29 protein-coding genes are annotated in these 23,837 nt (G+C 68.8%); 20 read left to right on the top strand and 9 right to left on the bottom strand.

Features of this window, described 5'->3' with window-relative positions:
• Positions 1-287 precede the first annotated feature (287 nt).
• Both ACTIGJ_RS07530 and ACTIGJ_RS07535 read left to right on the top strand, forming a co-directional pair.
• Entirely contained in the window at positions 288-1,019 is a 732-nt protein-coding gene (locus ACTIGJ_RS07530; RefSeq protein WP_439639677.1) for a class II aldolase/adducin family protein, read from the top strand.
• Positions 1,020-1,149: 130 nt separating this feature from the next.
• Positions 1,150-1,500, top strand: a complete 351-nt coding sequence (locus tag ACTIGJ_RS07535; RefSeq protein WP_439639678.1) for a hypothetical protein — start codon at positions 1,150-1,152, stop codon at positions 1,498-1,500.
• A 73-nt stretch (positions 1,501-1,573) separates the two neighbouring features.
• Here the strand turns inward: ACTIGJ_RS07535 and ACTIGJ_RS07540 are convergent, their stop codons facing one another.
• Both ACTIGJ_RS07540 and ACTIGJ_RS07545 read right to left on the bottom strand, forming a co-directional pair.
• The gene (locus ACTIGJ_RS07540) at positions 1,574-2,725 is read right to left on the bottom strand and encodes an enoyl-CoA hydratase/isomerase family protein (protein WP_439639679.1); all 1,152 of its coding nucleotides are present in this window, start codon (positions 2,723-2,725) and stop codon (positions 1,574-1,576) included.
• 69 nt (positions 2,726-2,794) lie between these two features.
• Positions 2,795-2,944, bottom strand: coding sequence for a hypothetical protein (locus tag ACTIGJ_RS07545; RefSeq protein WP_439639680.1), 150 nt, complete (start codon positions 2,942-2,944; stop codon positions 2,795-2,797).
• 99 nt (positions 2,945-3,043) lie between these two features.
• Here ACTIGJ_RS07545 and ACTIGJ_RS07550 point away from each other — a divergent pair, with 99 nt between their 5' ends.
• Together ACTIGJ_RS07550 and ACTIGJ_RS07555 are read left to right on the top strand one after the other, a co-directional pair.
• A complete protein-coding gene (locus ACTIGJ_RS07550) occupies positions 3,044-4,177 on the top strand; it encodes a M14 family zinc carboxypeptidase (RefSeq protein WP_439639681.1) in 1,134 nt (377 codons plus the stop codon).
• A complete protein-coding gene (locus tag ACTIGJ_RS07555; protein WP_439639682.1) occupies positions 4,174-4,947 on the top strand; it encodes an alpha/beta fold hydrolase in 774 nt (257 codons plus the stop codon). Before ACTIGJ_RS07550 ends, ACTIGJ_RS07555 begins: the two co-directional genes overlap by 4 nt.
• Positions 4,948-4,968: 21 nt before the next feature.
• On the opposite strand, the gene ACTIGJ_RS07560 is transcribed toward ACTIGJ_RS07555, so the two are convergent.
• Positions 4,969-5,889 carry a LysR substrate-binding domain-containing protein gene (locus ACTIGJ_RS07560; RefSeq protein WP_439639683.1) on the bottom strand — a complete coding sequence of 307 codons (921 nt, stop codon included), beginning with the start codon at positions 5,887-5,889 and terminating at the stop codon, positions 4,969-4,971.
• A gap of 160 nt (positions 5,890-6,049) precedes the next feature.
• On the opposite strand from ACTIGJ_RS07560, the gene ACTIGJ_RS07565 reads away from it, so the two are divergent.
• The 14 genes from ACTIGJ_RS07565 (at position 6,050) to ACTIGJ_RS07630 (ending at position 17,256) form a co-directional block, all read left to right on the top strand.
• The gene (locus tag ACTIGJ_RS07565; RefSeq protein ID WP_439639684.1) at positions 6,050-6,430 is read left to right on the top strand and encodes a 2Fe-2S iron-sulfur cluster binding domain-containing protein; all 381 of its coding nucleotides are present in this window, start codon (positions 6,050-6,052) and stop codon (positions 6,428-6,430) included.
• Between the two features lie 5 nt (positions 6,431-6,435).
• Positions 6,436-6,870, top strand: coding sequence for a GlcG/HbpS family heme-binding protein (locus tag ACTIGJ_RS07570; RefSeq protein WP_439639685.1), 435 nt, complete (start codon positions 6,436-6,438; stop codon positions 6,868-6,870).
• 35 nt (positions 6,871-6,905) lie between these two features.
• Positions 6,906-8,417 (top strand): 2-hydroxymuconic semialdehyde dehydrogenase, encoded by a 1,512-nt coding sequence (locus ACTIGJ_RS07575; RefSeq protein ID WP_439639686.1) that lies wholly within the window; start codon positions 6,906-6,908, stop codon positions 8,415-8,417.
• 16 nt (positions 8,418-8,433) lie between these two features.
• Positions 8,434-9,237 (top strand): 2-oxopent-4-enoate hydratase, encoded by an 804-nt coding sequence (dmpE, locus tag ACTIGJ_RS07580; RefSeq protein WP_439639871.1) that lies wholly within the window; start codon positions 8,434-8,436, stop codon positions 9,235-9,237.
• Positions 9,238-9,265: 28 nt separating this feature from the next.
• Complete coding sequence (gene dmpH / locus ACTIGJ_RS07585) at positions 9,266-10,048, top strand: 2-oxo-3-hexenedioate decarboxylase (protein WP_439639687.1); 783 nt, start codon at positions 9,266-9,268, stop codon at positions 10,046-10,048.
• Positions 10,049-10,109: 61 nt separating this feature from the next.
• The gene (locus ACTIGJ_RS07590) at positions 10,110-11,222 is read left to right on the top strand and encodes a Rieske 2Fe-2S domain-containing protein (protein ID WP_439639688.1); all 1,113 of its coding nucleotides are present in this window, start codon (positions 10,110-10,112) and stop codon (positions 11,220-11,222) included.
• Positions 11,223-11,274: 52 nt separating this feature from the next.
• The gene (locus ACTIGJ_RS07595; RefSeq protein WP_439639689.1) at positions 11,275-12,381 is read left to right on the top strand and encodes a Rieske 2Fe-2S domain-containing protein; all 1,107 of its coding nucleotides are present in this window, start codon (positions 11,275-11,277) and stop codon (positions 12,379-12,381) included.
• A gap of 26 nt (positions 12,382-12,407) precedes the next feature.
• Entirely contained in the window at positions 12,408-12,656 is a 249-nt protein-coding gene (locus ACTIGJ_RS07600) for a 2-hydroxymuconate tautomerase (protein WP_439639690.1), read from the top strand.
• On the top strand, positions 12,653-13,570 hold the full coding sequence (locus ACTIGJ_RS07605) for an acetaldehyde dehydrogenase (acetylating) (protein ID WP_439639691.1): 918 nt from the start codon (positions 12,653-12,655) through the stop codon (positions 13,568-13,570). Before ACTIGJ_RS07600 ends, ACTIGJ_RS07605 begins: the two co-directional genes overlap by 4 nt.
• A gap of 3 nt (positions 13,571-13,573) precedes the next feature.
• The gene (dmpG, locus tag ACTIGJ_RS07610; protein ID WP_439639692.1) at positions 13,574-14,644 is read left to right on the top strand and encodes a 4-hydroxy-2-oxovalerate aldolase; all 1,071 of its coding nucleotides are present in this window, start codon (positions 13,574-13,576) and stop codon (positions 14,642-14,644) included.
• 72 nt (positions 14,645-14,716) lie between these two features.
• Complete coding sequence (locus ACTIGJ_RS07615) at positions 14,717-15,649, top strand: catechol 2,3-dioxygenase (RefSeq protein ID WP_439639693.1); 933 nt, start codon at positions 14,717-14,719, stop codon at positions 15,647-15,649.
• 10 nt (positions 15,650-15,659) lie between these two features.
• Positions 15,660-15,989: a helix-turn-helix domain-containing protein gene (locus ACTIGJ_RS07620; protein WP_439639694.1), complete on the top strand. Its 330-nt coding sequence runs from the start codon at positions 15,660-15,662 to the stop codon at positions 15,987-15,989.
• A gap of 63 nt (positions 15,990-16,052) precedes the next feature.
• Positions 16,053-16,805, top strand: coding sequence for an SDR family oxidoreductase (locus tag ACTIGJ_RS07625; protein ID WP_439639695.1), 753 nt, complete (start codon positions 16,053-16,055; stop codon positions 16,803-16,805).
• A 22-nt stretch (positions 16,806-16,827) separates the two neighbouring features.
• On the top strand, positions 16,828-17,256 hold the full coding sequence (locus ACTIGJ_RS07630; RefSeq protein WP_439639696.1) for a tautomerase family protein: 429 nt from the start codon (positions 16,828-16,830) through the stop codon (positions 17,254-17,256).
• On the opposite strand, the gene ACTIGJ_RS07635 is transcribed toward ACTIGJ_RS07630, so the two are convergent.
• Positions 17,253-17,648, bottom strand: a complete 396-nt coding sequence (locus ACTIGJ_RS07635; protein ID WP_439639697.1) for a hypothetical protein — start codon at positions 17,646-17,648, stop codon at positions 17,253-17,255. The genes ACTIGJ_RS07630 and ACTIGJ_RS07635 overlap by 4 nt on opposite strands.
• 194 nt (positions 17,649-17,842) lie before the next feature.
• Here ACTIGJ_RS07635 and ACTIGJ_RS07640 point away from each other — a divergent pair, with 194 nt between their 5' ends.
• Both ACTIGJ_RS07640 and ACTIGJ_RS07645 read left to right on the top strand, forming a co-directional pair.
• Positions 17,843-19,243 (top strand): HAMP domain-containing sensor histidine kinase, encoded by a 1,401-nt coding sequence (locus ACTIGJ_RS07640; protein WP_439639698.1) that lies wholly within the window; start codon positions 17,843-17,845, stop codon positions 19,241-19,243.
• Entirely contained in the window at positions 19,240-19,890 is a 651-nt protein-coding gene (locus ACTIGJ_RS07645; RefSeq protein ID WP_439639699.1) for a response regulator, read from the top strand. Before ACTIGJ_RS07640 ends, ACTIGJ_RS07645 begins: the two co-directional genes overlap by 4 nt.
• On the opposite strand, the gene ACTIGJ_RS07650 is transcribed toward ACTIGJ_RS07645, so the two are convergent.
• The 5 genes from ACTIGJ_RS07650 to ACTIGJ_RS07670 all read right to left on the bottom strand — a co-directional run bounded on the left by ACTIGJ_RS07650 (position 19,848) and on the right by ACTIGJ_RS07670 (position 23,646).
• Entirely contained in the window at positions 19,848-20,327 is a 480-nt protein-coding gene (locus tag ACTIGJ_RS07650; RefSeq protein WP_439639700.1) for a nuclear transport factor 2 family protein, read from the bottom strand. The genes ACTIGJ_RS07645 and ACTIGJ_RS07650 overlap by 43 nt on opposite strands.
• Before the next feature lie 104 nt (positions 20,328-20,431).
• The gene (locus tag ACTIGJ_RS07655) at positions 20,432-20,794 is read right to left on the bottom strand and encodes a phenol hydroxylase subunit P4 (protein WP_439639701.1); all 363 of its coding nucleotides are present in this window, start codon (positions 20,792-20,794) and stop codon (positions 20,432-20,434) included.
• A gap of 12 nt (positions 20,795-20,806) precedes the next feature.
• Complete coding sequence (locus ACTIGJ_RS07660) at positions 20,807-22,333, bottom strand: YHS domain-containing protein (protein WP_439639702.1); 1,527 nt, start codon at positions 22,331-22,333, stop codon at positions 20,807-20,809.
• 70 nt (positions 22,334-22,403) lie between these two features.
• Positions 22,404-23,405 carry a phenol hydroxylase gene (locus tag ACTIGJ_RS07665; protein ID WP_439639703.1) on the bottom strand — a complete coding sequence of 334 codons (1,002 nt, stop codon included), beginning with the start codon at positions 23,403-23,405 and terminating at the stop codon, positions 22,404-22,406.
• Complete coding sequence (locus ACTIGJ_RS07670) at positions 23,395-23,646, bottom strand: phenol hydroxylase subunit (RefSeq protein ID WP_439639704.1); 252 nt, start codon at positions 23,644-23,646, stop codon at positions 23,395-23,397. The genes ACTIGJ_RS07665 and ACTIGJ_RS07670 overlap by 11 nt, the downstream gene beginning before the upstream one ends.
• Positions 23,647-23,837 lie beyond the last annotated feature (191 nt).

Raw genomic sequence — 23,837 nt, forward strand, 5'->3', positions numbered from 1 at the left:
TCCAGCACCGGCGAGCGCCGCAGCTTGTACAACAGGTCCGTCCCGATGTTCCCGGGGCCGATGATCGCGCAGCGGATCTTGTTGCTCATGTCGTGCAGGGGTTCCGGAAGCGCCGCGCCAACGGCTGGCAGTGACGGCGGCGCTTGGCGCGGCGGCACTGTCGACACCGCGTTGCAGGCGGGGCTCGTGTTGAATGGGAAGGTACCGTACTATCTCGTTCGCACACTTTCAACATTCCGGCTGAACGGCTTGTAAGTTGCAAAACCAACCTCTTGATCGGTCAAAGAATGAATGTTCCCGACACGGCGGCCTGCCCGCCGAAAGCCAGCGAAAGCCAGCAGCGCCAGCTGCGCCAGGCCGCCCGCGCACTGGCCCGCAGCGGCCTGGTGCACGCCTACGGCCACTGCAGCCTGCGGCTGGATGACGCGCATTTCTTGGTCTGCGCCGCGAAGCCGATGGGCACCCTGCTGCCGAGCGACGCCGGCACCGTGGTGCGCACCACCGGGCCGTTGCCGGACGGCGTGCTCGGCGAGGTGCGCATCCACCAGCAGGTCTATGCGCGGCGGCAGGACGTCGGCGCGATCTGCCGGATCATGCCGCCGCAGACCGGTCTGCTGGCGCTGCTGAAGCGCACGCCACTAGCGCGCCACGGCTTCGGCGCCTACTTCGCGAAACCGGATGGCAGCGGCCCGGTGCTCTGGGACGATCCCCGGCTGCTGCGTGACGATGCCGCCGCCGCCCGGCTGGCGGAAACGCTCGGCGCCGGCAATGCCCTGGTGATGCGCGCCAACGGCGCGGTGGTGGTCGGCGCCAGCCTGATCGAGGCGGTGTCGCTGTCGTGGTTCCTGGAAGAGGCGGCGAGAGTCGAGACCGGGCTGATGGCGCTCGGCCAGGACGGCGACCACACGCGGCTCAGCGCCGAAGAGACCGTGGCCCGCCAGGTGGTGGCCGGACGCGTCTACGAGCGCATGTGGGAACACTTGACGTTCGCCGATCCGGAACCGCTGGACCCGGTATGACGGCCGCCTGCGGGTTCGCCCCAGACTTGTTGCCGGGGCGGGCCTTGATGACAGTGGTCACGCTGCTACCAGTGCCCGCGGATGCGTACAGAACGGGCTCGCCACCGCCTTACGGGAAAGGACACACACCATGACGCTGACCCAGATTGCCTTCCTGCTGTTCGCCGCCATTGCCGCCGGTGGCCTGACCATGGCCGCGATCATCACCTTCGGCAAATCGCCGCCGGCGTTCATGGGCGTCGGTCACGGGCTCGGCGGGCTCGCCGCCTGCGCCACGCTGTTCGTGGCCAACCTGCAGGGCGGCGACGCCACGCCGGAGGCTGCCTGGTGGGCGCTGGTCGTGTTCACCAGCGGCCTGGCCGGCGGCCTGCTGCTGTTCCGCGTGCTGTTCAAGGGCGCCACGCCGCTGCTGCTGATCGCCGGCCACGGCAGTGTGGCGGCGCTGGGCCTGTACCTGCTGTACCCGGTGACCGGCCTCTGAAACCGCAGCCGGGCGCGGTCGCCCGGCTTCAGTCGGCCAAGTCGGCCAAGTCGGCCCAATCGGCCGCGTCTGCCTAGTCGGCCAGATCGGCCAGCGGGTGCGCCGCCCAGTCCGGCGCCTCGAAATAGGCGGTGATCGCGGCCGCATCGATCGCCGCCAAGGTGGCTGGCGACCAGGCCGGCGCATGGTCCTTGTCGACCAGCAACGCGCGCACGCCTTCCGGGAAATCCGGGTTGGCGCAGCAGTGCAGGGCGATGCACAGCTCCAGCCGGAACACCTCGGCCAGCGACAGGCCGGCGGCGCGCTGGCGCACGGCCCAGACCAGCGCCGCCGTGGTCGGCGAGCCGGCGCGCAGGCTCGCGGCGGCCTTCTGCAGCCAGGGATCGTCGCTGCGATGGCCGGTAATCGCCGCCACCACCTCGGCCAACGAATCGCCGGCGCACAGCGCCTCGATGGTCGCGGCATGGTTGGCCAGCTTCGACGGCGGCAGCAGGCCGGCGGCGGCCGCTTCGAAACCCGCCAGCGCCGCGCTCAGCGCCGCGCGGTCGGCAACGGCATCGCCGGACCAGTCGATCGCCGCCAGGCGGGCGAACACCGCGTCGCGATCCGCCTGCCGCAGGCCGTGATCGGCGAGGCCGGCGGCCAGCAGGTCGGCACCGTTCAGCAAGGCGCCGGTCAGCGCCGCGAACAGCCCGGCACGATCACCGAGCTTCGGCAGGAACCAGCTGCCGCCGACATCCGGGAACAGGCCGATGGTGATTTCCGGCATCGCCGCGCGCGTGGTGTCGGTCACCACCCGGTGGCTGGCGCCGACGAACAGGCCCATGCCGCCGCCCATGACGATGCCGCCACCCCAGCACAGCAGCGGCTTCGGGTAGCGGTGGATGCGGTGATCGAGGCGGTATTCCTCGGTGAAGAAGGCCAGCGCCGCCGGGCTCGGGAACACGCCGGCGTCAGCGGCCACGGCGCGCGCCAGTGTCTTGACGTCACCGCCGGCGCTGAACGCCTTGTCGCCGGCGCCGTGCAGCACCACGCAGGCGATCGCCGGATCGGCGGCCCAGTCGCGCAGGCGGGCATCGAGCAGGCGGATGATCGGCAGGCCGATCGCATGCAGCGTCTTTTCGCTGTTCAGCGTGGCGATGCCGATCCGCCGGCCGTTGGCAGCCTCGACGACGCGGAACAGGACGGGATCGGCAGCGGCAAGCTCAGCAGCGGAATCGGCCATCGAAGGACAGGCTCGGCAAGGATCGGGCGGGCGCGCATTGTCGCCGACCCGTCACCCGCCGCGCAGCGCTCAGGCCGCCTTGCGCTCCGGTTCCGGGCGGCGCCGGCGATGCGCGCGCTGGGCACGCTGCAACGCCACGAATTCGAGCACGCCGAGCATCACCATGCCGCCGAGCACGACACCCGGGTGATGAGCCAGCCTTCTTGCGATGCGATCCATGGGCGATCCTCCTGGCGCGGCCGTCCGCCGGAGCGAAACGGGCGCGGAACTTGTATCGGCCGGAAGACTATTCCCGGTGGATGACAATGGTGTTGCCAAATGATGACCACGCCCTGCAACGCCACCGTCACCGCGCCGGACACGCTCATCAGACCGACACATGGCCGCCGTATCGTCGACACCTCCCCGTCGATCGATCCGCTTACCGCCACCGTGCTGCCGCAGCTCACTGCCTTGCTCGAACTGGTCGACGAAGGCGCGCCCCATCTCCAGTCCCGCGTGCTCTGCGACGTGCAGGCCGGGCCGCATCGCTTCCCGGTCCACGCGCTGACGCTCGGCAATCCGTCGCCGGAGGTACCGGCGGTGGGCTTCTTCGGCGGCGTGCACGGGCTGGAGCGGGTCGGCGCCGAAGTGGTGCTGGCCTGGCTGCGCCATCTGGTCAAGCGGCTGGCCTGGGATGACAGCCTGCACGAGCAGCTGCGCCAGGTGCGGCTGGTGTTCATGCCGCTGGTCAACCCCGGCGGCTTCTGGCTCGGCACCCGGGCCAACCCGAACGGCGTCGACCTGATGCGCAACGCGCCGGTCGAGGCGCGCGAGAAGGTGCCGTTCCTGATCGGTGGCCAGCGCATCTCCCGGGGCATGCCCTGGTATCGCGGCGCCGAAGGCACGCCGATGGAAGCCGAAGCGCAGGCGCTGTGCCGCTTCGTCGAGGACGAACTGCTGGGCCGGCGCTTCAGCATCGCGGTCGACTGCCATTCCGGCTTCGGCACCGACGACCGCATCTGGTTTCCATACGCCCACACCACGCGGCCGATCCACCATCTGCCGGAGATCCACGCGCTGCATGCGATCTTCGAGCAGAGCCACGCCCATCATCCTTACGTGTTCGAGCCGCAGAGCGTGCAGTACCTGACCCACGGCGACATCTGGGATCACCTGTACCTGCGCGCGCGCGGCCAGCCGGGCGACCGGGTGTTCCTGCCGCTGACCCTGGAAATGGGCTCGTGGATCTGGATCAAGAAGAACCCGAAGCAGCTGTTCTCGCGGCTGGGCATCTTCAATCCGCTGATCCATCACCGGGTCAACCGGGTGATGCGCCGGCACATCGCGCTGCTCGATTTCCTGACCCGCGCCGCCAGCGGCTGCACGCGCTGGCTGCCCGCCAGCGCCGCCGCCCGCGAGCAGCACCGGCGCACTGCGCTGTCGCGCTGGTACCGGCATCTGCCGGCATGAGCGCGCCGGCCCCGACGCCGCTGCCCGGCACCTGGGTGCTGCTGCGCGGCCTGATGCGCGACAGCCGTCACTGGGGCGGATTCCCGCAGCAGTTCCAGGCGCGCTTCCCGGATGCCCGCATCGAAACGGTCGACTTTCCGGGCAACGGCCTGCTGCATGACGACGAAAGCCCAGCCAGCGTGCCGTCGATGGCCGAGCACGCGCGCCGCGAGCTGCAGCGCCGCGGCCGCCCGCCGCCGTACGGCCTGCTGGCGATGTCGCTCGGCGCGATGGCCGCCACCGCCTGGGCCGAGCGGCATCCACAGGACATCGCCGCCGCCGTGCTGATCAACACCAGCCTGCGGCCCTTCAGCCCGCCGCACTGGCGGCTGCGGCCGGCAGTGTGGCCGGCACTGCTCAGGATGCTGCTGCGGCCACCGGCGGATCGCGAGATCGAGCGGCGCATCCTGCAGCTGACCAGCCGCCGCGCGCCGGAAGCGGTGCTCGACGACTGGACCGCCTGGCGGCAGCGCCATCCGGTGACGGCCGCGAACGCGCTGCGCCAGCTGGCCGCCGCCGCCCGCTACCGGGCGCCGAAGCAGGCCCCGCCGGTGCCGCTGCTGATCGTCAACGGCGCGGCCGACGAACTGGTCGATCCACGCTGCTCGGCGCGGCTGGCGGCGGCCTGGCAGCGGCCGCTCGCGGTGCATCCGGACGCTGGCCACGACCTGCCGCTGGACGCCGGCGACTGGCTGGCCGATACCGTCCGCGACTGGCTGATCGGCCGCTGACCCGTCGCTGAGCCGGCCGGCTCAGCCGTTGCCGGGGCGCTGCGGCAGCACCTTACGCACCACGTCGATGAACGCCCGGAGCAGGGCCGAATCGTCCTCGGCGCGGCGGATCATGCACAGGTCGATCAGCGCCTCGTTGCGCTCCAGCGGCCGGTAGACGATGCCCGGCAGGCGCAGGTTCAGCGCCGAGTCGCTGACCATGGTCAGCCCGAAGCCGGACGACACCAGCGCGATCGCGGTGACCACGTCGTCGACTTCCTGCACCACCTGCGCCGTCAGGTGGCGGCGGTGGAACAGGCCCAGCACCTGGTCGATGAAGCTCGGCCGGGGCGTGCGCGGGTAGACCACCAGCGGCTCGCCGGACAGGTCGGCGATGGTCAGCTGCGCGCGCGAGACCAGACGATGGCCGGCCGGCAGCGCCACGTTCAGCGCTTCGGCCAGCACCACGTCCCAGACCAGATCCGGTTCCTCGACGAAGAAGCGGTTGAAGCCCACCGTCAGCCGCCGCTCGCGCAGCGCCTTGATCTGCCCGGCCCGGTCGAGGTTGTGCAGCACCACCTCGACCTTCGGATAGGCGCTGCGAAATGCCTGGATGACGCGCGGAATGGCATCGAACACGGCCGAGCCGTAGACGCCGACATCAAGCCGGCCCAGCTGCCCCTGCGCCGCCATCTGGGTGCGATCGATCGCCAGATCGGCCAGCGCCAGCAGGTTGCGCGCCTCTTCGAGGAAGACGACGCCGGCGGCGGTCAGCTCTACGCCGCGCGGCTGCCGTTCCAGCAGCACCAGCCCGAGCAGTTCTTCCAGCTGCTGCACCTGGCGGGTCAGCGGCGGCTGCGAGACATGCAGCTGCTGCGCGGCCGCGCGGAAGCTGCGCGCCTCGGCCACCGCCGTGAAGTAGCGCAGGTGGCGGAACTCGATGGCGCCCAGACGGCTGGTCAAAGCTGTTCTCCCATGCATGAATTACCCGCTTGACGATACTGATCCGGTATCGCAGCCGCAATTCAAAAGTAATGGACCCTGTGGGTAGGCGCGCCTACCTTTGCCTTCCGACGGACTCCGCAGAGAGCCGCGCCAAATGGGCCAGGAGCGAGACCAGCCGATGCCGCATCGCATCACCATCGAAGGCAGCGCGCAGGCGTTCAGCAGCCAGGCCGGCCAGTCGGCGCTGGATGCCATGGTCGGCCGGCCATCGGCGCTGGAGGTCGGCTGCCGCAGCGGCGGCTGTGGCGTCTGCCGCGTCGAGGTGCTGCACGGCGACTACCACTGCGGCGACATGAGCGCCGAGCAGATCAGCCCGGAATGCCGGGCGGCCGGCATCGCGCTGGCCTGCCGGCTGTATCCCGGCAGCGATCTGCACCTGCGCCCGCTGGGCCGGCGCCCGCGCGGCGGCTGCACACCCCCTTCCGACATCGCCGATCTGCTGAGCAGCCTGACCCGGCTGGCCCGCTGCACCGATCGGCCCGCTGCCCCTGGAGCCTGAACACCGTGACTGCCCCCGTTTCCGTTGCCCGCGCCGTGATCCATCACGACGCCGCCCTGCGGGCTGCCGCCGCTGCCGTGGCGAAAGCCGAAGCGCTCGGCATCCAGGTCTGCGTCGCCGTGGTCGACAGCAATGCCCGGCTGGTGGCCTATCTGCGGATGCCGAACGCCTTCCTGATCTCCGACACCGTCAGCGTCGCCAAGGCCGCCAGCGTGGCGTCCACCGCCGGCCTGCCGGCCGATGTGCTGGAAGGCGCGCTGACCGGCGAAGGCCCCTGGGTGCGCGAAGGCCTGCTCAAGCTGCCCGGCTTCACGCTGATCCGCGGCGCGCTGCCGCTGCGAGACGGCGAGGTGCTGATCGGCGCGGTCGGCGTGTCCGGCGGCGCCGAGGCGCAGGACGTGCTGTGCGCCGAAGCGGCCGTCGCCGCGCTTGCCCGCTGACCCTCCCCATTCCTCACCCGACTGCGAATCCACTCATGGCCAACGATCCCTCCGCCGCCGGCCCCGTGCCGGCCGCCGCCACCGCCGCCAAGGAATTCAAGCACTTCATCAACGGCCAGTTCGTCGGCAGCCAGAGCGGCAAGACCTTCGACAAGCGTTCGCCGGCCGACAACCACCTGATCGGCGTCGTCCACGAGGGCGGCCAGGCCGAGATCGATGCCGCCGTCGCCGCCGGCCGCGCCGCGATGGAAGGCCCCTGGGGCCGGATGAGCATCGACGAGCGCGCCGCGCTGCTGCACAAGGTCGCCGACGAGATCACTCGCCGCTTCGGCGATTTCGTGGCCGCCGAGATGGCCGACACCGGCCAGCCGAAATCGATGATGGAGCACGCCTTCATTCCGCGCGGCGCGGCCAACTTCAAGATCTTTGCCGACGTGGTCAAGAACGTCGCCACCGAATCGTTCATGACGCCGACGCCGGACGGCGCCGGTGCGCTGAACTACGCGATCCGGGTGCCGAAGGGCGTGATCGGCGTGATCTGCCCGTGGAATGCGCCGCTGCTGCTGATGACCTGGAAGGTCGGCCCAGCGCTGGCCTGCGGCAACACGGTGATCGTCAAGCCGTCCGAGGAAACCCCGGGCACCGCCACCCTGCTTGGCGAGGTGATGAACGCGGTCGGCGTGCCGCCCGGCGTCTACAACGTCGTGCACGGTCTCGGCCCGAATTCGGCCGGCGAGTTCCTCACCAAGCACGATGGCGTGGCCGCGATCACCTTCACCGGTGAAACGCGCACCGGTGCCGCGATCCAGAAAGCCGCTGCCGACGGCATCCGCGATGTGTCGTTCGAACTGGGCGGCAAGAACGCCGCCGTGGTGTTCGCCGACTGCGATCTCGATGCCGCCATCGAAGGCACGATGCGCTCGGTGTTCCTGAACTGCGGCCAGGTCTGTCTCGGCACCGAACGCGTCTATGTCGAGCGGCCGCTCTACGAGAAGTTCGTCGCCACCTTGAAGGCCAAGGCCGAAGCACTGAAGCCGGGGCCGTCGGACGCGCCGGGCGTCAACTTCGGGCCGCTGATCTCCAAGGAGCATCAGGCCAAGGTGCTGAGCTACTACGCGAAGGCCAAGGCCGAGGGCGCGACCATCGTCACCGGTGGCGGCGTGCCGGAGATGCCGGGCGCGCTGAGCCAGGGTTCCTGGGTGCAGCCGACGATCTGGACCGATCTGCCGGAAACCGCCAGCGTGGTCCGCGAGGAAATCTTCGGGCCCTGCTGCCACATCAGCCCGTTCGATAGCGAGGCCGAAGTGATCGCCAAGGCCAATGACACGAAGTACGGCCTGTCGACCGCGATCTGGACCCGCGACCTGCAGCGCGCCCACCGGGTCGCCGCCAAGATCGAGGTCGGCATCACCTGGGTCAACAGCTGGTTCCTGCGCGATCTGCGCACACCGTTCGGCGGCAGCAAGCAGAGCGGCATCGGCCGCGAAGGCGGCGTGCATTCGCTGGAGTTCTACACCGAGCTGCGCAACATCTGCGTGAAGCTCTGAACCGGGGATGACGACGATGATGGACGGCAAGACCGGCTTCACCGCAGCCCAGATCGAGCACTACGGCGACGAGCTTTACAACGCCTGGCGCACGCGGACCACCGTGGCACCGCTGCTGGCGCGCGAGCCGCTGATCACCATCGACGATGCCTACCGCATCCAGGAACGCTTCATCGCCCGGCGAGTGGCGGCCGGTGAGCGCATCGTCGGCAAGAAGATCGGCGTCACCTCCAGGGCCGTGCAGGAGCTGATCGGCGTCGATCGCCCGGACTTCGGCCAGCTGACCTCGGGCATGGCCTTTGATGAAGGCCAGGACGTGCCGCTGGCCGGGCTGATCCAGCCGAAGGCCGAGGCCGAGGTCGCCTTCGTGCTGAAGCGCGATCTGAACGGCCCCGGCATCACCGCCACCGACGTGATCCGCGCCACCGATTACGTGGTGCCCTGCTTCGAGATCGTCGACAGCCGGATCACCGACTGGAAGATCCGCATCCAGGACACCGTCGCCGACAACGCCTCCTGCGGCGTCTACCTGCTCGGCCACGCGAAGAAGAAGGTCACCGACCTCGATCTGAATCTGGCCGGCATGGTGCTGGAGCGCAACGGCGAGCTGTTCTCCACCGCCGCCGGCGCCGCCGTGCAGGGCGGGCCGGTCAATGCGGTCGTGTGGCTGGCCAACACGCTCGGCGCACTGGGCATTCCGTTCAAGGCCGGTGAAGTGATTCTGTCCGGCTCGCAGTCGACGCTGATTCCGGTCGTGCCCGGCGAGCAGCTGCGCTGCACCGTGGGCGGCCTCGGCGCCTGCACGATCAATTTCGTCTAGACCGCTTCATCTGAACGATCGAATGACCATGCTCGACACTTCCATCATCCAGAAGCTGACCGACCGCGTGCTGCACGCCCAGGACAGCGCCACCACGATGACCAAGCTCACCGACGAATACCCGTCGATGAGCATCGCCGACGGCTACGCCGTGCAGGACGAACTTCGCCGCCGCTGGATCGCCCGTGGCGACCGCTGCGTGGGACTCAAGGCCGGCCTGACCTCGAAGGCCAAGATGCTGCAGATGGGTGTGGACGTGCCGAGCTTCGGCATCCTGATGGCGAGCTTCGCGCGGCCCGAGAACAGCGCCATCGACACCCGGGAGCTGGTACATCCGCGAGTCGAGGCCGAGATCGCCTTCGTGATGAAGGACGAACTGAAAGGCGAGGTCACCATCGAGCAGGTGATCGCCGCCACCGACTACATCATCCCGGCGGTCGAGGTCATCGACTCCCGCTACGAGAAGTTCAAATTCGATCTGGCCAGCGTCATTGCCGACAACGGCTCGTCGGCCCGCTTCGTCGCCGGCGGCCGGCCGCGCGATCCCCGCGAGATGGACCTGCGCACGATCGGCGTGGTCATCGAGAAGAACGGCGAGATCATGGCGCTCGGCGCCAGCGCCGCCGTGCTGAACCATCCGGCCAAGGCCATCGTGATGCTGGTGAAGCATCTCGCCGATCGCGGCGAACTGCTGCCGGCGGGCAGCTATGTGATGACCGGCGGCATTACCGAAGCGATTCCGGTGACCGCTGGCGACAGCATCACCGCCCGCTTCCAGGACATGGGGAGTGTCAGCTTCCGTTTCATCTGATTCACATCGATCACCGCCGAGCGGCCACAGAGCCGCCGGCACTCTTGAGGAGGAGGATGCGATGTTTGTGAAGAATGCTTGGTACAACGCCGGCTGGGATTACCACTTCACCCAGAGCCAGCAGAACGGTCTGAAGCAGGGCAAGGGCGCGCTGGTGGCCCGCAAGATCGCCGGCGAACGGGTGGTGCTGTATCGCCGGCCGACCGGCCAGATCGTGGCGCTGGAAGATCGCTGCGTGCACCGGCAGGCGGCACTGTCGCTGGGCGTCAAGGAAGGCGACAACATCCGCTGCATGTATCACGGCCTGCGCTTCGGTCCGGACGGCAAGTGCAACGAGATTCCCGGCCAGGATCACATTCCGCCGAAAGCCTGCGTGCGCAGCTTCCCGGTGGTGGAGCGCGACAACTGGGTCTGGGTCTGGATGGGCGATCCGGCGAAGGCCGATGAGGCGCTGATTCCGCATGCGGTCGGGCCGAGCCATCCGGACTGGAACGTCAAGACCTCGCAGATGCAGGTCGCCGCCGACTACCGGCTGGAGATCGCCAACCTCGCCGACCTTACCCATCTGGCCTGGGTGCATCAGGGCACGCTCGGCTCCGACGATGCCGAGACGCGCGCCAAGTACACGCGCATCAAGCCGACGTTCACCGCGACATCGCATTCGCTGCGCACCGAGTACTTCGTGCGCAACGTGCCGATCAGCCGCTTCCTGGCCCATCTGTTCCCGCCGGAAACGCGCTTCGACCTGTGGTTCGACATCACCCACACGGTGCCCTGCACCTGGGTGCTGCACTTCCGCGTGTTCATCGCCGACGGCAAGGCCGAAGGCCAGCCGACCGGCCCGCTGGTGGCCGACACCTGGACCTCGCAGGCGGTGACGCCGAACGATGCCGACACGGTCGACTACTACTACTCCTGGGGCGCAGCGAAGCACTGCGAGTTCCCGGGCCTGTCGGAACTGCTGCGCGACAACCTCGACGACGCCTTCACCGAGGATCGCCACGTGCTCGAAGCCCAGCACGTCCGCGTTCGCGAGAAGCCGGATTTCCAGACCATCTCGATCATTCACGACAACGGGCCCTCGCGGATGCTGCGCATCCTCGATGCCCTGCTGGCGGCGGAGGCAACGGCGGCGACACGCCCGTTGACGGTCGCCGAGACCGAAACGGCCTAAAGGCCGCGCCGTTGCCGATCCCGAAGCTGATCCCGATACAGGAGCCCGCCCGATGAACTTTCTCCGCAACGCCTGGTATGTCGCCGCGATGTCGACCGAAGTCGACCCGACCGCGCTGTTCCACCGCAAGATCCTCAACACCTCGGTGCTGATCTACCGCAAGGCCGACGGCACCCCGGTAGCCATGCACGACCGCTGCCCGCACCGATTCGCGCCGCTGCATCTGGGCAAGCGCGTCGGCGACGAGGTGACCTGCGTCTATCACGGCCTGCGCTTCGACTGCGCCGGCCAGTGCACGCTGAATCCGCACGGCGGCGGCGCCACGCCGGCCAACGCGCGGGTGCGCAGCTTCCCGCTGCTGGAACGCCACGGCTTCATCTGGATCTGGATGGGCGATGCGCCGGCCGATCCGGCGAAGCTGCCCGATTTCAGCCCGCTGGACGACGGCCATCCGAACGCCTTCGCCGCGACCTACATGCACCTGAAGGCGAACTACGAGCTGATCATCGACAACGTGATGGACCTGAGCCACATCGACTATGTCCATGGCGAGATCATCACCACGCGCGGCCAGCTGTCGCCGCTGACGCCGAAGCTCACCGAGACGCCGACCACGGTCGCGTCGCGCTCGGAGTGGAGCCAGCAGCCGGCGCTGATGATCTTCGCGCCGTTCCTGCCCGATCCGAAGGCCAGCGCCCGGCACTTCTTCGAGATCACCTGGACCGCGCCGGCCAACATCCAGCTGTCCGTCGGCGCCACGCAGGACCCGAACGCCCGGCTTGATCTCGTCGACAGCACCGGCCAGTACGACCTGCATACCTGCACGCCGGAAACGCTCGACACCACGCACTACTTCTTCGCCACCCGCCGCAACCACCTGGTCGAAGACGCCGACTACAACCTCGCCAAGATCCAGGCGATGCACGGCGCCTTCGAGAACGAGGACGGTCCGGTGATCGAGGCCGTGCACGCCGAGATGGGCAGCGACGATTTCTTCGGCCTGCACCCGGTGCTGATCTGCAACGACACTGGCCCGGTCAAGGTCCGCCGGCTGCTGCGCCGGATGGTCGACGCCGAACAGCAGCAGGCCGCCACCACCCCCACCACCGGCGGCCGACGCCAGTACGCGCCTGCGGCGCCGACCCCCGGGAAAGTCTGAACGCCGTACCACTGCAAGAGATAACCATGCCGATCATCCAGTTCAACCTGCTCGAAGGCCGCACCGTCGAGCAGAAGCGCGCGCTCGCCAGGCGCGTCACCGAGACCGTCGTCGATGTCCTCGGCGTCAAGCCCGAGAACGTCCGCATCCTGATCCACGAGATGGGCGGCTACGACTTCTCGGTGGCGGGCGTCTGCGCGGCGGAGAACGGCAAGCTGCCGGCTGCCGCGGCGACGCCGGCCGTCAAGGCAGGCGCCAACGGAGCCCACGCATGAGCACCCCGCAACGCAAGATCCGCTGTGCGCTGATCGGCTCCGGCAACATCGGCACCGACCTGATCTACAAGATCCAGCGCTCGCCGCTGCTGGAACCGGCGTGGATGGTCGGCATCGACGCCGCCTCCGAAGGGCTGGCCAAGGCGCGCGACATGGGCCTGAAGACGACCCACGAAGGTGTCGACGGCCTGCTGCCGCATGTGCTGGCCGACAACATCCAGATCGCCTTCGATGCCACCAGCGCCTATGTCCACAAGGCCAACTCGGACAAGCTGACGGCACTCGGCGTGATGATGATCGACCTCACGCCGGCAGCCATCGGCCCGCTGTGCGTGCCGCCGGTGAACCTGGTCGAGCACGCCACGCGCGGCGCGATGAACCTGAACATGATCTCCTGCGCCGGCCAGGCGACGATCCCGATCGTGCGCGCGGTGTCGCGCGTGCAGGGCGTGAAGTACGCCGAGATCATCGCCAGCGTCGCCTCGAAATCGATCGGCCCCGGCACCCGCGCCAATCTCGACGAATTCACCTACACGACCTCGAACGCCATCGAAGTGGTCGGCGGCGCGCGGCGCGGCAAGGCGCTGGTCATCGTCAATCCGGCCGAGCCGCCGATGCTGATGCGCAACACCATCTACTGCCTGACCGACGACGCGCCGGACGAAGCGCGGATCACCGAATCGGTGATGCAGATGATCACCGAGGTGCAGAAGTACGTGCCCGGCTATCGCCTGGTCAACGGCCCGGTGTTCGACGGCAACAAGGTCGCCGTGTTCATGGAAGTGAAGGGGCTCGGCGACTACCTGCCGACCTACGCCGGCAACCTCGACATCATGACCGCAGCGGCGACCCGCACGGCCGAGATGTTCGCCGAAGGCATTCTCGCGGGACGCATCGAACTCAAGGCGGCGTAAGACATGAGCACTGCAAGCAACGACGGTTTCATCGATCTCAAGGGCCGCAAGGTCCTGGTCCACGACATGTGCCTGCGCGACGGCATGCATGCCAAGCGCGAGCAGATTTCCACCGAGCAGATGGTCAAGGTCGCCGCGGCGCTCGACGCCGCCGGCGTGCCGCTGATCCAGGTCGCGCACGGCGGCGGGCTCGGCGGCAACAGCCTGCAGCACGGTTTCGCGCTGCATTCCAACGAGGAGTACTGGGATGCGGTGATGCCGCACGTCAAGCGCGCCAAGGTGTCGGTGCTGCTGATTCCCGGCATGGGCACGATGAAGGAACTGCAGAGCGCCTACGACCACGGCGTGCGGAGCGTGACGGTGGCCACCCACTGCACCGAGGCCGACACCAGCCCGCAGCACATCGCCTACGCCCGCAAGCTCGGCATGGATACCGTCGGCTTCCTGATGATGGCCCACCTGAACACGCCGGAAGGCCTGGCGGTGCAGGGCAAGATGATGGAGAGCTACGGCGCGGAGTGCGTCTACATCACCGACTCCGCCGGCTACATGCTGCCGGAGGACGTCAAGCGCCGGGTCCGCGCGTTGCGTGAGGTGCTCAAGCCGGAGACCCAGATCGGTTTCCACGGCCACCACAACCTCGGCATGGGCATCGCCAACTCGATCGCCGCGATCGAGGAAGGCGCCAGCCGCATCGATGCCTCGGTCGCCGGTCTCGGCGCCGGTGCCGGCAACACGCCGCTGGAGGTGTTCGTCGCGGTCTGCGATCGCATGGGCATCGATACCGGCTGCGACCTGTTCAAGCTGATGGACATGGCCGAGGACGTCATCGTGCCGATGATGGACCAGATGGTGCGCATCGACCGCGCTTCGCTGACGCTCGGCTTTGCCGGCGTCTACTCCACTTTCCTGCTCCATGCCAAGCGGCTTGGCGTGAAGTACGGAATTCCCGCACGCGACATCCTCGTGGAGCTTGGCCGGCGCAAGATGATCGGTGGTCAGGAGGACATGATCGAGGACACCGCGCTGACCATGGCCAAGGCGCGCGGCCTGTTCACCGACAAGGCCGCCTGAACGGCTGCATCACCCCCAACAGCATCACGCAGGCCGGCAACGGCCGATCACGACAACTGAGGAGAGAACACCATGGCAATGCGCGGCGTACTGCGGCCCGGCGAAGTCCAGATCCGGGTCATGGACATGAAGAAGGCCCGTCATCACTACGACCACATCCTGGGTCTGCATGAAGTGATGGAAGACGCGCAGGGCCGGGTCTACTTCAAGGCCTGGGACGAGCACGATCACCACTCGGTGGTGCTGGCGCCGTCGGACCGTGCCGGCATGGACCACTTCGCGTTCAAGGTCTACGACGACGCCACGCTCGACGTGCTGGAAAAGAAGCTGATCGCCTTCGGCATCCCGGTCGAACACATCGCCGCCGGCGTCTATCCGAAGAGCGGCCGACGCCTGTCGTTCGTGATTCCGAGCGGCCACACGATGCACCTGTATGCCTACAAGGAGCAGATCGGCAACACCCTGCCGCATCAGAACCCAGGCGTGGTGCCCGATGACGGCGTCGTGCGCGGTGCCAACATCTGCCGTCTCGACCACATGCTGCTCGGCGGCGTCAATCTCGACGAGTGCGTGAAGCTGTTCACCGAAGTGTTCGACTTCGACCTGTCGGAAAAGCTGGTCCATCACGAGGCCGGCATCTCGCTGGCGGTGTTCCTGACCTGCTCGATCAAGCCGCACGACATCGCCTTCCTGCTGCAGCCTGAACCGAACCGCTTCCACCACGCCTCGTTCGCGCTGGAATCGGCGCATGACGTGGTCAAGGCCGCCGATCGCTTCGGCAAGTACCGGGTGCCGATCGACGTCGGCCCGAACCGCCACGGCATCACGCGCGGCGCGACGATCTACTTCTTCGATCCGAGCGGCAACCGCAACGAAGTGTTCGCCGAGGGCTACATCCACTATCCGGACACGCCGCTGCTGACCTGGGACACGACCCAGGCCGGTCCAGCGCAGTTCGCGCAGGACAACACGCCGCGCGAAAGTTTCCTGACCGTGCTGACCTGAGGAATCGGCGATGCGCCCCGCCGACGTCCCGGCAGCGGACCGGCCTGCGACGCCGCCGGGGCTCATCGAACCGCTGACCGGGCGGGAACTGGAAATCCTCGCCCTGGTCTGCGATGGCTGGTCGAATCTGGAGATCTGCGAACGGCTCGGCATCGGCCTGCCGACCGTCAAGTACCACGTCGCCAACGTGTTCGGAAAGCTCGGCGTGCGCCGCCGTACCCAGGCGGTGGCACTGGCCGTCTACCTGCAGCTGGTCTGGCCGGCGTGGATGCAGGCCCGCGCGCCGAACGATCGGGCACCCCACGCCTGCCGGCCCCGCGCGCCTTCGCACGCGGCCTGAGCCGGTGGCTGCATGTCATGGCGGGCGGCGGCGCTGCCGTCGTCCGCGTCCAGGAGAGGTTCAATGAATCAGCAGGACATCGCCATCGTCGTCGGCGCCACCGGCGCGATGGGTCAGGTCATTGCCCGGCGGCTGGCCGGGCGCGGCCTCAAGGTGATCGCCGTGGCACGCAGCCACGAGGCCGTGGCGGCGCTGGCGGCGGACACGCCGAACCTCGTCGCCTGCGTGGCCGACATCGCAGCCGATACCTCGATCGCGGCCATTGCCGCTGCGATCGACGGCCCGGTGCGGATGCTGGTGCACGGCCCCGGGGTCGCCACCGCCGGTGGCGTCGTCAGCGCGCCGACGGCCGCCGTGGTCGATGCCGTCAACATCAAGTGCGGCGGCCTGATGCGGCTGGTGCGGGCTGCCGACGGGCAGCTGGCGCGCGGCAGCCGGATCGTCGCCATTGGCGGCCACTACGGCTTCGAGCCGACCGCCTACGCGGCGACCGCCGGCGTCGCCAATGCGGCGCTGGCCAATCTGGTTCGCCAGTATTCCTGGGCGCTGGGCGAACGCGGCATCACGGCGCACCTGGTGGCGCCCGGTCCGGCCGACACCGATCGCCTGCGCCGGGTGGCGACCGCCCGCGCCGAGCGGGACGGCATCAGCGCCGATGCGGTGTACGACGAGATGCGCCGCGAGTCCGCGATCGGTGCGTTCACCACGGTCGAGCAGATCGCCTGGGCGATCGAGATGCTGCTGGCACCGGAGGCCGATGCGCTGGCCGGCGGCACGCTGTTCATGGATGCCGGCCGCCGCAAAGGCCTGCCCTGAGTCTTACCGGAGCTTCTTCGTCATGCCGATCATCCATTTCCATCTCGCCGACCAGACCTACAGCGAGCAGCAGCAGACCTCGCTGATGACGCGCGCCACCGCGCTCTACAGCCAGGTGCTGAACAGCCCGGTCGAACGCGTGCGGGTCTATATCCAGCCGTATGCACCGGGTCATCTGATGGTCGGCGGCAGGCGGGTCGCCGACGGCGCGGCGGATGCGCCTTACTTCCATTTCCTGGTGCTGGAAGGCCGGCCGCTGAACGAACGCCATGCGCTGCTGGCTGGCTTCACCGACCTGCTGGTGGAATGTCTCGGCGTCGAGCGCGGCCGCGTGCGTGGCGGCTGCTGGCCGATCGCCGCCGAGGACTGGGCCATCGGCGGCACGCCGGCCAGTGTCGCCCGGGCAGCCGAGGTGGCCGCCCGGGCGGCGGCGGCAGCGCCGTCGTCCTAGCCGGCTACCGGCCAGAACAGCAGCGCCAGCACGGCGAGCCCGCTGTACATCAGGATCTCGGCGTTCTCGGTCCACGGCTGGATGCGCTGGACCATGCCGACCGCGTGCAGCACCACCATCAGGCCGAACACCGCCAGCAGCACCTGGAAGGTGAACTCGATGGCCACGCCGGTGAGCCCGGCGCGGAAGGCCAGCGCTTCGACGATCAGGATGAACACGCCGAGGCAGCGGGCGAAGTAGATCACCAGATCGGTATCGGCCGGCACCTTCCACTGCATCAGCCGCGACCAGGCCAGCGGCGCGAAGGTGATCGGCAGGGCGAATGCCAGCGTGGTGACGCTGGCCATCGCCAGCAGGAAGGTCTGGCTGTGGGCGCTCCAGAGGCCGATCATCGGCTGCGCTCCGACAGCGGACGGGGCTCGTGCATCGTGGTCATGGCAGGGTCTCCTTCTGAGTGGACGGGTTGCCAGTGTCGGCAACGGCCGACCGCCGACGCCACGGCAAATTGCCCGGCCGCCCGCGTTCCGGGCAACTTGCCCGCCGCCAGCTGCGGCAAGATGCGCGCACGCCACGGCCTGCGCCTGCGATGACCGAAGCCCCGCCCTCCGCCCGGCCGCCAGCGCTGCCGATCCCGCTGCAGCCCGCGCTCGACCTGCAGCGCAGCCTGCTGCTGCGCAGCGGCTGCCTGGCGCTGTTGCTGCTGGCGCTGGCGATCGTCTGGGAAGGCCACGCCCAGCGGCAGGCCGCGATCGCCGACCTGCCGGACACCGCCGCGCTGGTCGCCCAGCTGCTCAACGAGGACCTGGCCCGCCGTTCGGATTCCTTCGACCGCGCGCGGCTGCCGATCCGGCTGGCCGCGCTCGACGGGCTGGCCCGCCGGCTGCCGCTGTGTCTCGACGTGCGCGACCTGCACGGCCGCTCGATCGCCACCCGCTGCGACGACTGGCCCGAAGCCGGCGCGGCCGGCCGCTGGCTCGGTCGCTGGCTGCAGTCGCGCCAGCCGCAGCCACCGGTACTGGCCGAGGCCGCGCTGCTGCTGCCCGGCGGCATCAAGGCTGCCAGCGTCGAGCTGCGCGTGCACTGGACGGCGCTCGGCGATGCCTGGTGGCAGCGCATCCGCATCTGGCTGGTGCTGGGCCTGGGACTCGGCCTCATCGTGCTCGCCGTGACCCGGCTGGCCGGCCGCGCGCTGCGCCCGGCGCAGGCGATCCTGGCGGCGCTGAACCGGCTCGAAGCCGGCGATCTGGACGTGCGCCTGCCGCTGCCGCAGCTGCGTGAACTGCGCGATGTCGCTGCCCGCTTCAACCGGCTGGCCGAAAGCTGGCAGCGCCTGCTGGCCGACCAGCAGCAGTTCAGCGCCCGGCTGCTGCACGTCCGCGAGGAGGAGCGGCGGCGGCTGGCCCGTGAACTGCACGACGAGATGGGCCAGAGCCTGAGCGCGCTGCGCGCCGAGGCTGCGGTGCTGCAGGCCCGGCCCGACGCCGCCGCTGGCGAGCGCATCGGCCAGCTCAGCGCGCAGCTGCTGGACGGCCTGCAGGCCGTGCTCGACGACCTGCGCCCGCCGGCGCTCGACCGCTTCGGCCTGCTGCCGGCGCTGCGGGCGCTGGTGGCGATGCCGCGCCGGCGCAGCGACGGCGAGCGGCTCGACTGCCAGCTGATCGCTGCGGATGGCGCGCTGCAATCGCTGCCGCCGGCGCTGGCCGTGCACGTCTACCGGGTGGTGCAGGAAGCGCTGACCAATGCCAGCCGCCATGGCGATGCCCGTCACGCGCGGGTCAACCTGACATGCCCGGGCGAGGTGCTGCGCATCCTCGTCGAAGACGATGGCCAGGGGCTCGGCGGCGGCGCGCCGGTGCCCGGCCACGGCCTGCTCGGCATGCACGAGCGGGTACGTGCGCTCGGCGGCCGCCTTAGCATCGGGCCAGCGCCCGGCGGCGGCCTGCGGCTGTCGGTGGAACTGCCGCTGCACGGCGCGCCGTCGCCATGATCGAGGTGCTGCTGGTCGACGATCACGCCGTGGTCCGCGAGGGCTACCGCCGGCTGCTGGAGCTGCAGGACGACATTCGCGTCGTCGCCGAGGCGGCGACCGCCGAGGACGCCCTGCTGCTGTGGAAGCAGTGGCAGCCGGCCGTCATCGTCGTCGACCTGTCGTTGCCGGGCATCGGCGGTATCGAGCTGATTCAGCGGCTCCGGGCGCGCGAGCCACGGGTGCGCTGCCTGGTGTTCAGCATGCACGGCGATGACGTCTGGGTGGCGCAGGCGCTGAAAGCCGGGGCGCTCGGCTATGTCACCAAGCGCAGCGCGCCGGCCGTGCTGGTGGCCGCCGTGCGCGATGTCCATCGCGGCCGGCGGGTGCTGTCACCGGATCTGGCCGGCCATGCCGATCGCGACGATCCCGCCCATGAGCTGACGCCGCGCGAGTTCGAGGTGTTGCGCCAGCTGCTGGCCGGCCATCCGGTGGCGCGGATCGCCAAGACGCTGCACCTGAGCGTGAAGACGGTCCACAACCTGCACTACCAGATCAAGGCCAAGCTCGGCACCGCCAGCGATTTCGAGCTGGCCCGCCTCGCCTGGCAGCGAGGCTGGGTCGATCAGCCCGGCGGCGATCCTTCCGGCGGCGCGCTCATCGGATAGCCGAGCCCGGCATAGTCCCAGCCGCCAAGTTCCAGCCGCGCCAGCGAAGCGTCCTGCGGGCTGGCGTAGTAGGCGCGGATGTCGCGGATCAGGCCGCGCTCGCTGTAGCGGTACCACTCGTCACCGCGCAACAGCACGCCGCTGCGGCGCTTGAAATGCGACCACTCGATCGCCGCGCGGCGCGTCGCCGGATCGACGATCACATGGTCGACGGTCCAGTACGAGCCGAGTGTCGCCACCGCCTGTGCCCAGCGGCGGCCGATGGTCAGCGCACCCTGGAACGGCCCTTCGTACATGCCGGGCGGAAAGTAGTGGACGCCGTCCGGTTCGAAATAGGCGGCGACGCGTTCGGCGTCGCCGCTGTTGCAGGCATCGAAGTAGGCGCGGATATGGGCTTCGATGCCGGCGGCGGTCAGCTCGGCGGGAATCGGGGTCATCGGACAAGTCTCCTGCGGGTCGGCCGCAGTGTGCCGCGTTGTCGCGCGCAGCGGACGTCGGTCGAACCCCCGGCCGTCCGCCGCCGCCATCACCACGGCTCCGCTCAGCCGGCCATGCTGCCGCAGAGCGTGTTCAGCCCCGGCGTCTGCAGGCGCAGCTGATCCTTGTGGCCGATGCCGTTGTCGGCCAGCGACTTCGCGAAGTCCGGCGCGAACGGCTGGTTGGCCTTGAGCCACTGCGCCTTCGTCCAGTCGATCACGGCGGCATCCGGATCGGCCGCGATCAGCGGCGCCAGCACGGTGTCGACGAATTCGCCGAAACGCAGACCGGGCGGCACGCAGGTGATGAACGGCGCGGCGAACATCAGGTGGCGGTCCCAGCTCAGATAGACGAGCTGGTTGCCGTGGTAGCGATCGATGCCGTCGACCGGCTGCGATGGATAGGGCTTGCGGGCGTTGATGGCCATGGTCGGGCTCCTTCAGCGGGCGTTGGTGGTCGACTGGCCCTTCCAGGCCGCGAAGTTGCGCTGGTCCTGCGAGCCTTCGAAATCGCCGTTGTCCTGGCCGTCGACGAGGTTGACCCACTTCATCCAGTTCTCGATGCCGCCGCCGCCGGAAGTGCCCTGGAACAGCTGGTTCATCGGCAGCCAGGCCTGCACGTACTTCTCCGGCTCGTGTTCGAAGATGGTCTGGCAGTGGTCGGAGCAGAAGTGGTAGCGCTGGCCTTCGTGTTCGAGTTCGCGATGGCACAGCAGGGTCGGGTCGTCGGCTTCGGTGAATACGCAGGGGAACTGGCAGGTCTGGCAGAGCTTGGCGAGACCGACGTTGCGGAACGGCGTGCCGGCCTCGGCAAGCTGGCGGAAGTGCATCCAGCGCGGCCGGTAGTAGCGATCGAAGGTGTCCGGATACTTGGCCGACAGCCAATCCATGTCGTCGTCGGACGGGATCCAGCCGTGGAAGGCGGTGCCGAAGCTCCACTGGTACAGCGCCAGCATGAACTGGTGCGAGATGTGGTCGCGGGCCTTGCCGGCATCTTCCCAGCCGGTCGGCGGCCGGATGCCGTAGCGGGCCAGGTCGCGGAACAGCGCGCCGCCGTTGTCCTCGCCGTAGATGTCCCAGGCCTCGGCCCAGCTCATGACCCGCTTCGGCAGCATGTAATCCATCATCGTGCCGACCAGCGACAGCAGGCGCAGGCCGCGCCAGAACCACTTGTCGAGCCAGCGCTGGACGATCGGCACGTTGCGCGGGTCCTGCTCGAGCACGAACTTGATGCACTCCAGGCCGAGCGTCATGTGCCGGGCCTCGTCGCTCTGCGCCGAGAAGCCGAAGGTCACCGTGGCCATGTCGCCGTTGTAGGCCGCACCTGACATGAACGGCACGAACAGCAGATTGGTCAGCACGTACTCGAAGCTGAAGCCGATCGCGATGATGAATTCGAACGGCCCGCCGGACATCGCGTCATCGAAGAACGAGCGCGGCACCGAGTTGTACCAGATGCGGTCGCGCTGCTGGATGAAGGCGTGGAAGCCGTTGTAGTAGCGGTTGTAGTTGGACAGCGCGTGGATCTGCGTCTGCGCGTGGCGCAGCTCGTCGATCGCCTGCATCTGGCAGGCGACCTGGGTGCCGACGCCCGGGAACTCGCGGCCGACGCGGGCGAAGCCCTTGTGGGCGGCGTACTCGCCGGGGCTGATCGCCTGCAGGAAGATCTTCAGCGCGGAGAGATAGCGCGCGTCGGTGATGTTGAGATGGCCGTTGTTCTGCGCTTGGGCATCGATGATCGCGTAGAACTTGCGGTCCTTCTCGGCCTGGTACTTCCAGTAGGCGTCCATCGTCAGCCGGAACGGGTCCTCCCATTTCTCCCAGTCGTGGATGACGATGCCCTCGTAGTTGGCATACGGGAACAGCGCTTCCTGCGGCTGGTAGCTCGGCGTCCAGCCGAGGTCGCGGGTCATCAGCCGATAGCGTTCCTTCAAGCCCAGCTTGGCCTTCTGCACTTTCATGTCCACGGTGTCGCTCCTTGTCGTTCGGGGAGGCCCGGCGGGCGGGCCTGAATGGCGGGTTTGATGGGGGGAGGCTTCAGCGCAGCCCGGCCTTGGCGAGGCGCGCCAGCAGCGCGCTGCGCTGCTCGTCGACGGCCTCGGCCGCCTGCTCGTCGAGCACGATGGCGACCACCGGCTGCAGGGCCTCGGCCGCGCGCGGCAGCCAGCAGTCGATCCATTCGCGCAGCACGGCGGCGTTGTCGGCTTCGGCGCTGGCCGGCTCGGCGGCCAAGGTCTTGATCGTGGCGTCGACCCACTTGCGGGTCTCCACGGCCCAGTCGCTCATGAACTGGGTCAGCATCGCCACGCAGGCACCGCCGCGCGCCGACATCACGTCGTCAACAAGGCGTTCGTAGACCAGCGGGTAGAGCAGGCCGTCGAGCACCAGGTTCTGGGCGACGAACACTTCCACCGGATCTCGCAGCGCCATCGTGTCCTCGACGTAGCGGCGCAAGCCCTGCCAGCGCGCGCCGTCCTGCCAGGCGCGCTTGCCGTCCTCCAGCGCCTCGACATCGCCGAGCAGCAGGCCCAGCCGCGACAGGTACTGGGCAATGCCGAGGTTGTCCATCGCCTGGAAGATGCACGGCTGGGTGAAGGTGGCGCCGTAGCCGTAGGCGCAGATCAGCGTGTTGTTCTGGTTGGCGCCCCAGGCGGCATGGCGCAGCGGCACCAGCATCGCCAGCGCCTGCGCGCGCAGGTCGTCGGCGAGCATCTCGGACAAGCCCCGCGTCTCGACGAACGTGAAGTTCGCCTCGGCAGTGTCCTGCTGCCGCGACCGGGCCAGCGTGTAGGTCGTGTAGTAGTACTGACGCGGGTCCTTGATCGTGTACCAGTCGGCCATGCGGACCCGCGACAGCGTCGGGTCGTAGAGCGTCTGGTCCGGGTCCCAGGTCGGCCGGTAGTGCAGGTTCTCGACCGCCTGGATGTCGTAGCTGCCCTCCTGGTAGCGGGTCGCGGGCTTCGGCCCGAAGCGCCGTTCGAGGTGGTCGTAGGCGTGGCGCAGCGGTTCCAGGCTGACGGTCTTGAGATCAACGGTCATGGCATGACTCGGCGGGGGAAAGGGGTTGGCCGGCGGCGTCGAGCACGCAGGCGTTCTGGGCGCGGCAGAAGGCGCGGAAATCGTCGGGCGGCAGCAGCAGTTCGATCGCGGTGTCGGGCTCGCCAATGGCGAACGCGAACTCGATCAGGCCGCGCCGCTCGCCAAGCACGCGGACATAGCGGCGGCTGACGTCGAAGACGTCGGGGGCCGGCGCGGGCGCGCCGGTTGCGGGGTTCGCCATGGTCTCCTCCAGAGCGGATGTGTCGGTGTTCCGGTTGGTTCGCAAACGGTCTCGTCGCGACCCCGGTACACCGCTCTGGAGCACTGGTCGTGCCAGCGCCACAAGTCACTGATCGTGCTTGATTTATCGATTCCAACCGGCGCGGCAGGCAAGGCCCGGCCTGACCAAAGCGTGCGCTTGACCGTGGCGCT

It is taken from the genome of Nevskia sp. (assembly GCF_051860985.1).
Taxonomy (GTDB): Bacteria; Pseudomonadota; Gammaproteobacteria; order Nevskiales; family Nevskiaceae; genus Nevskia.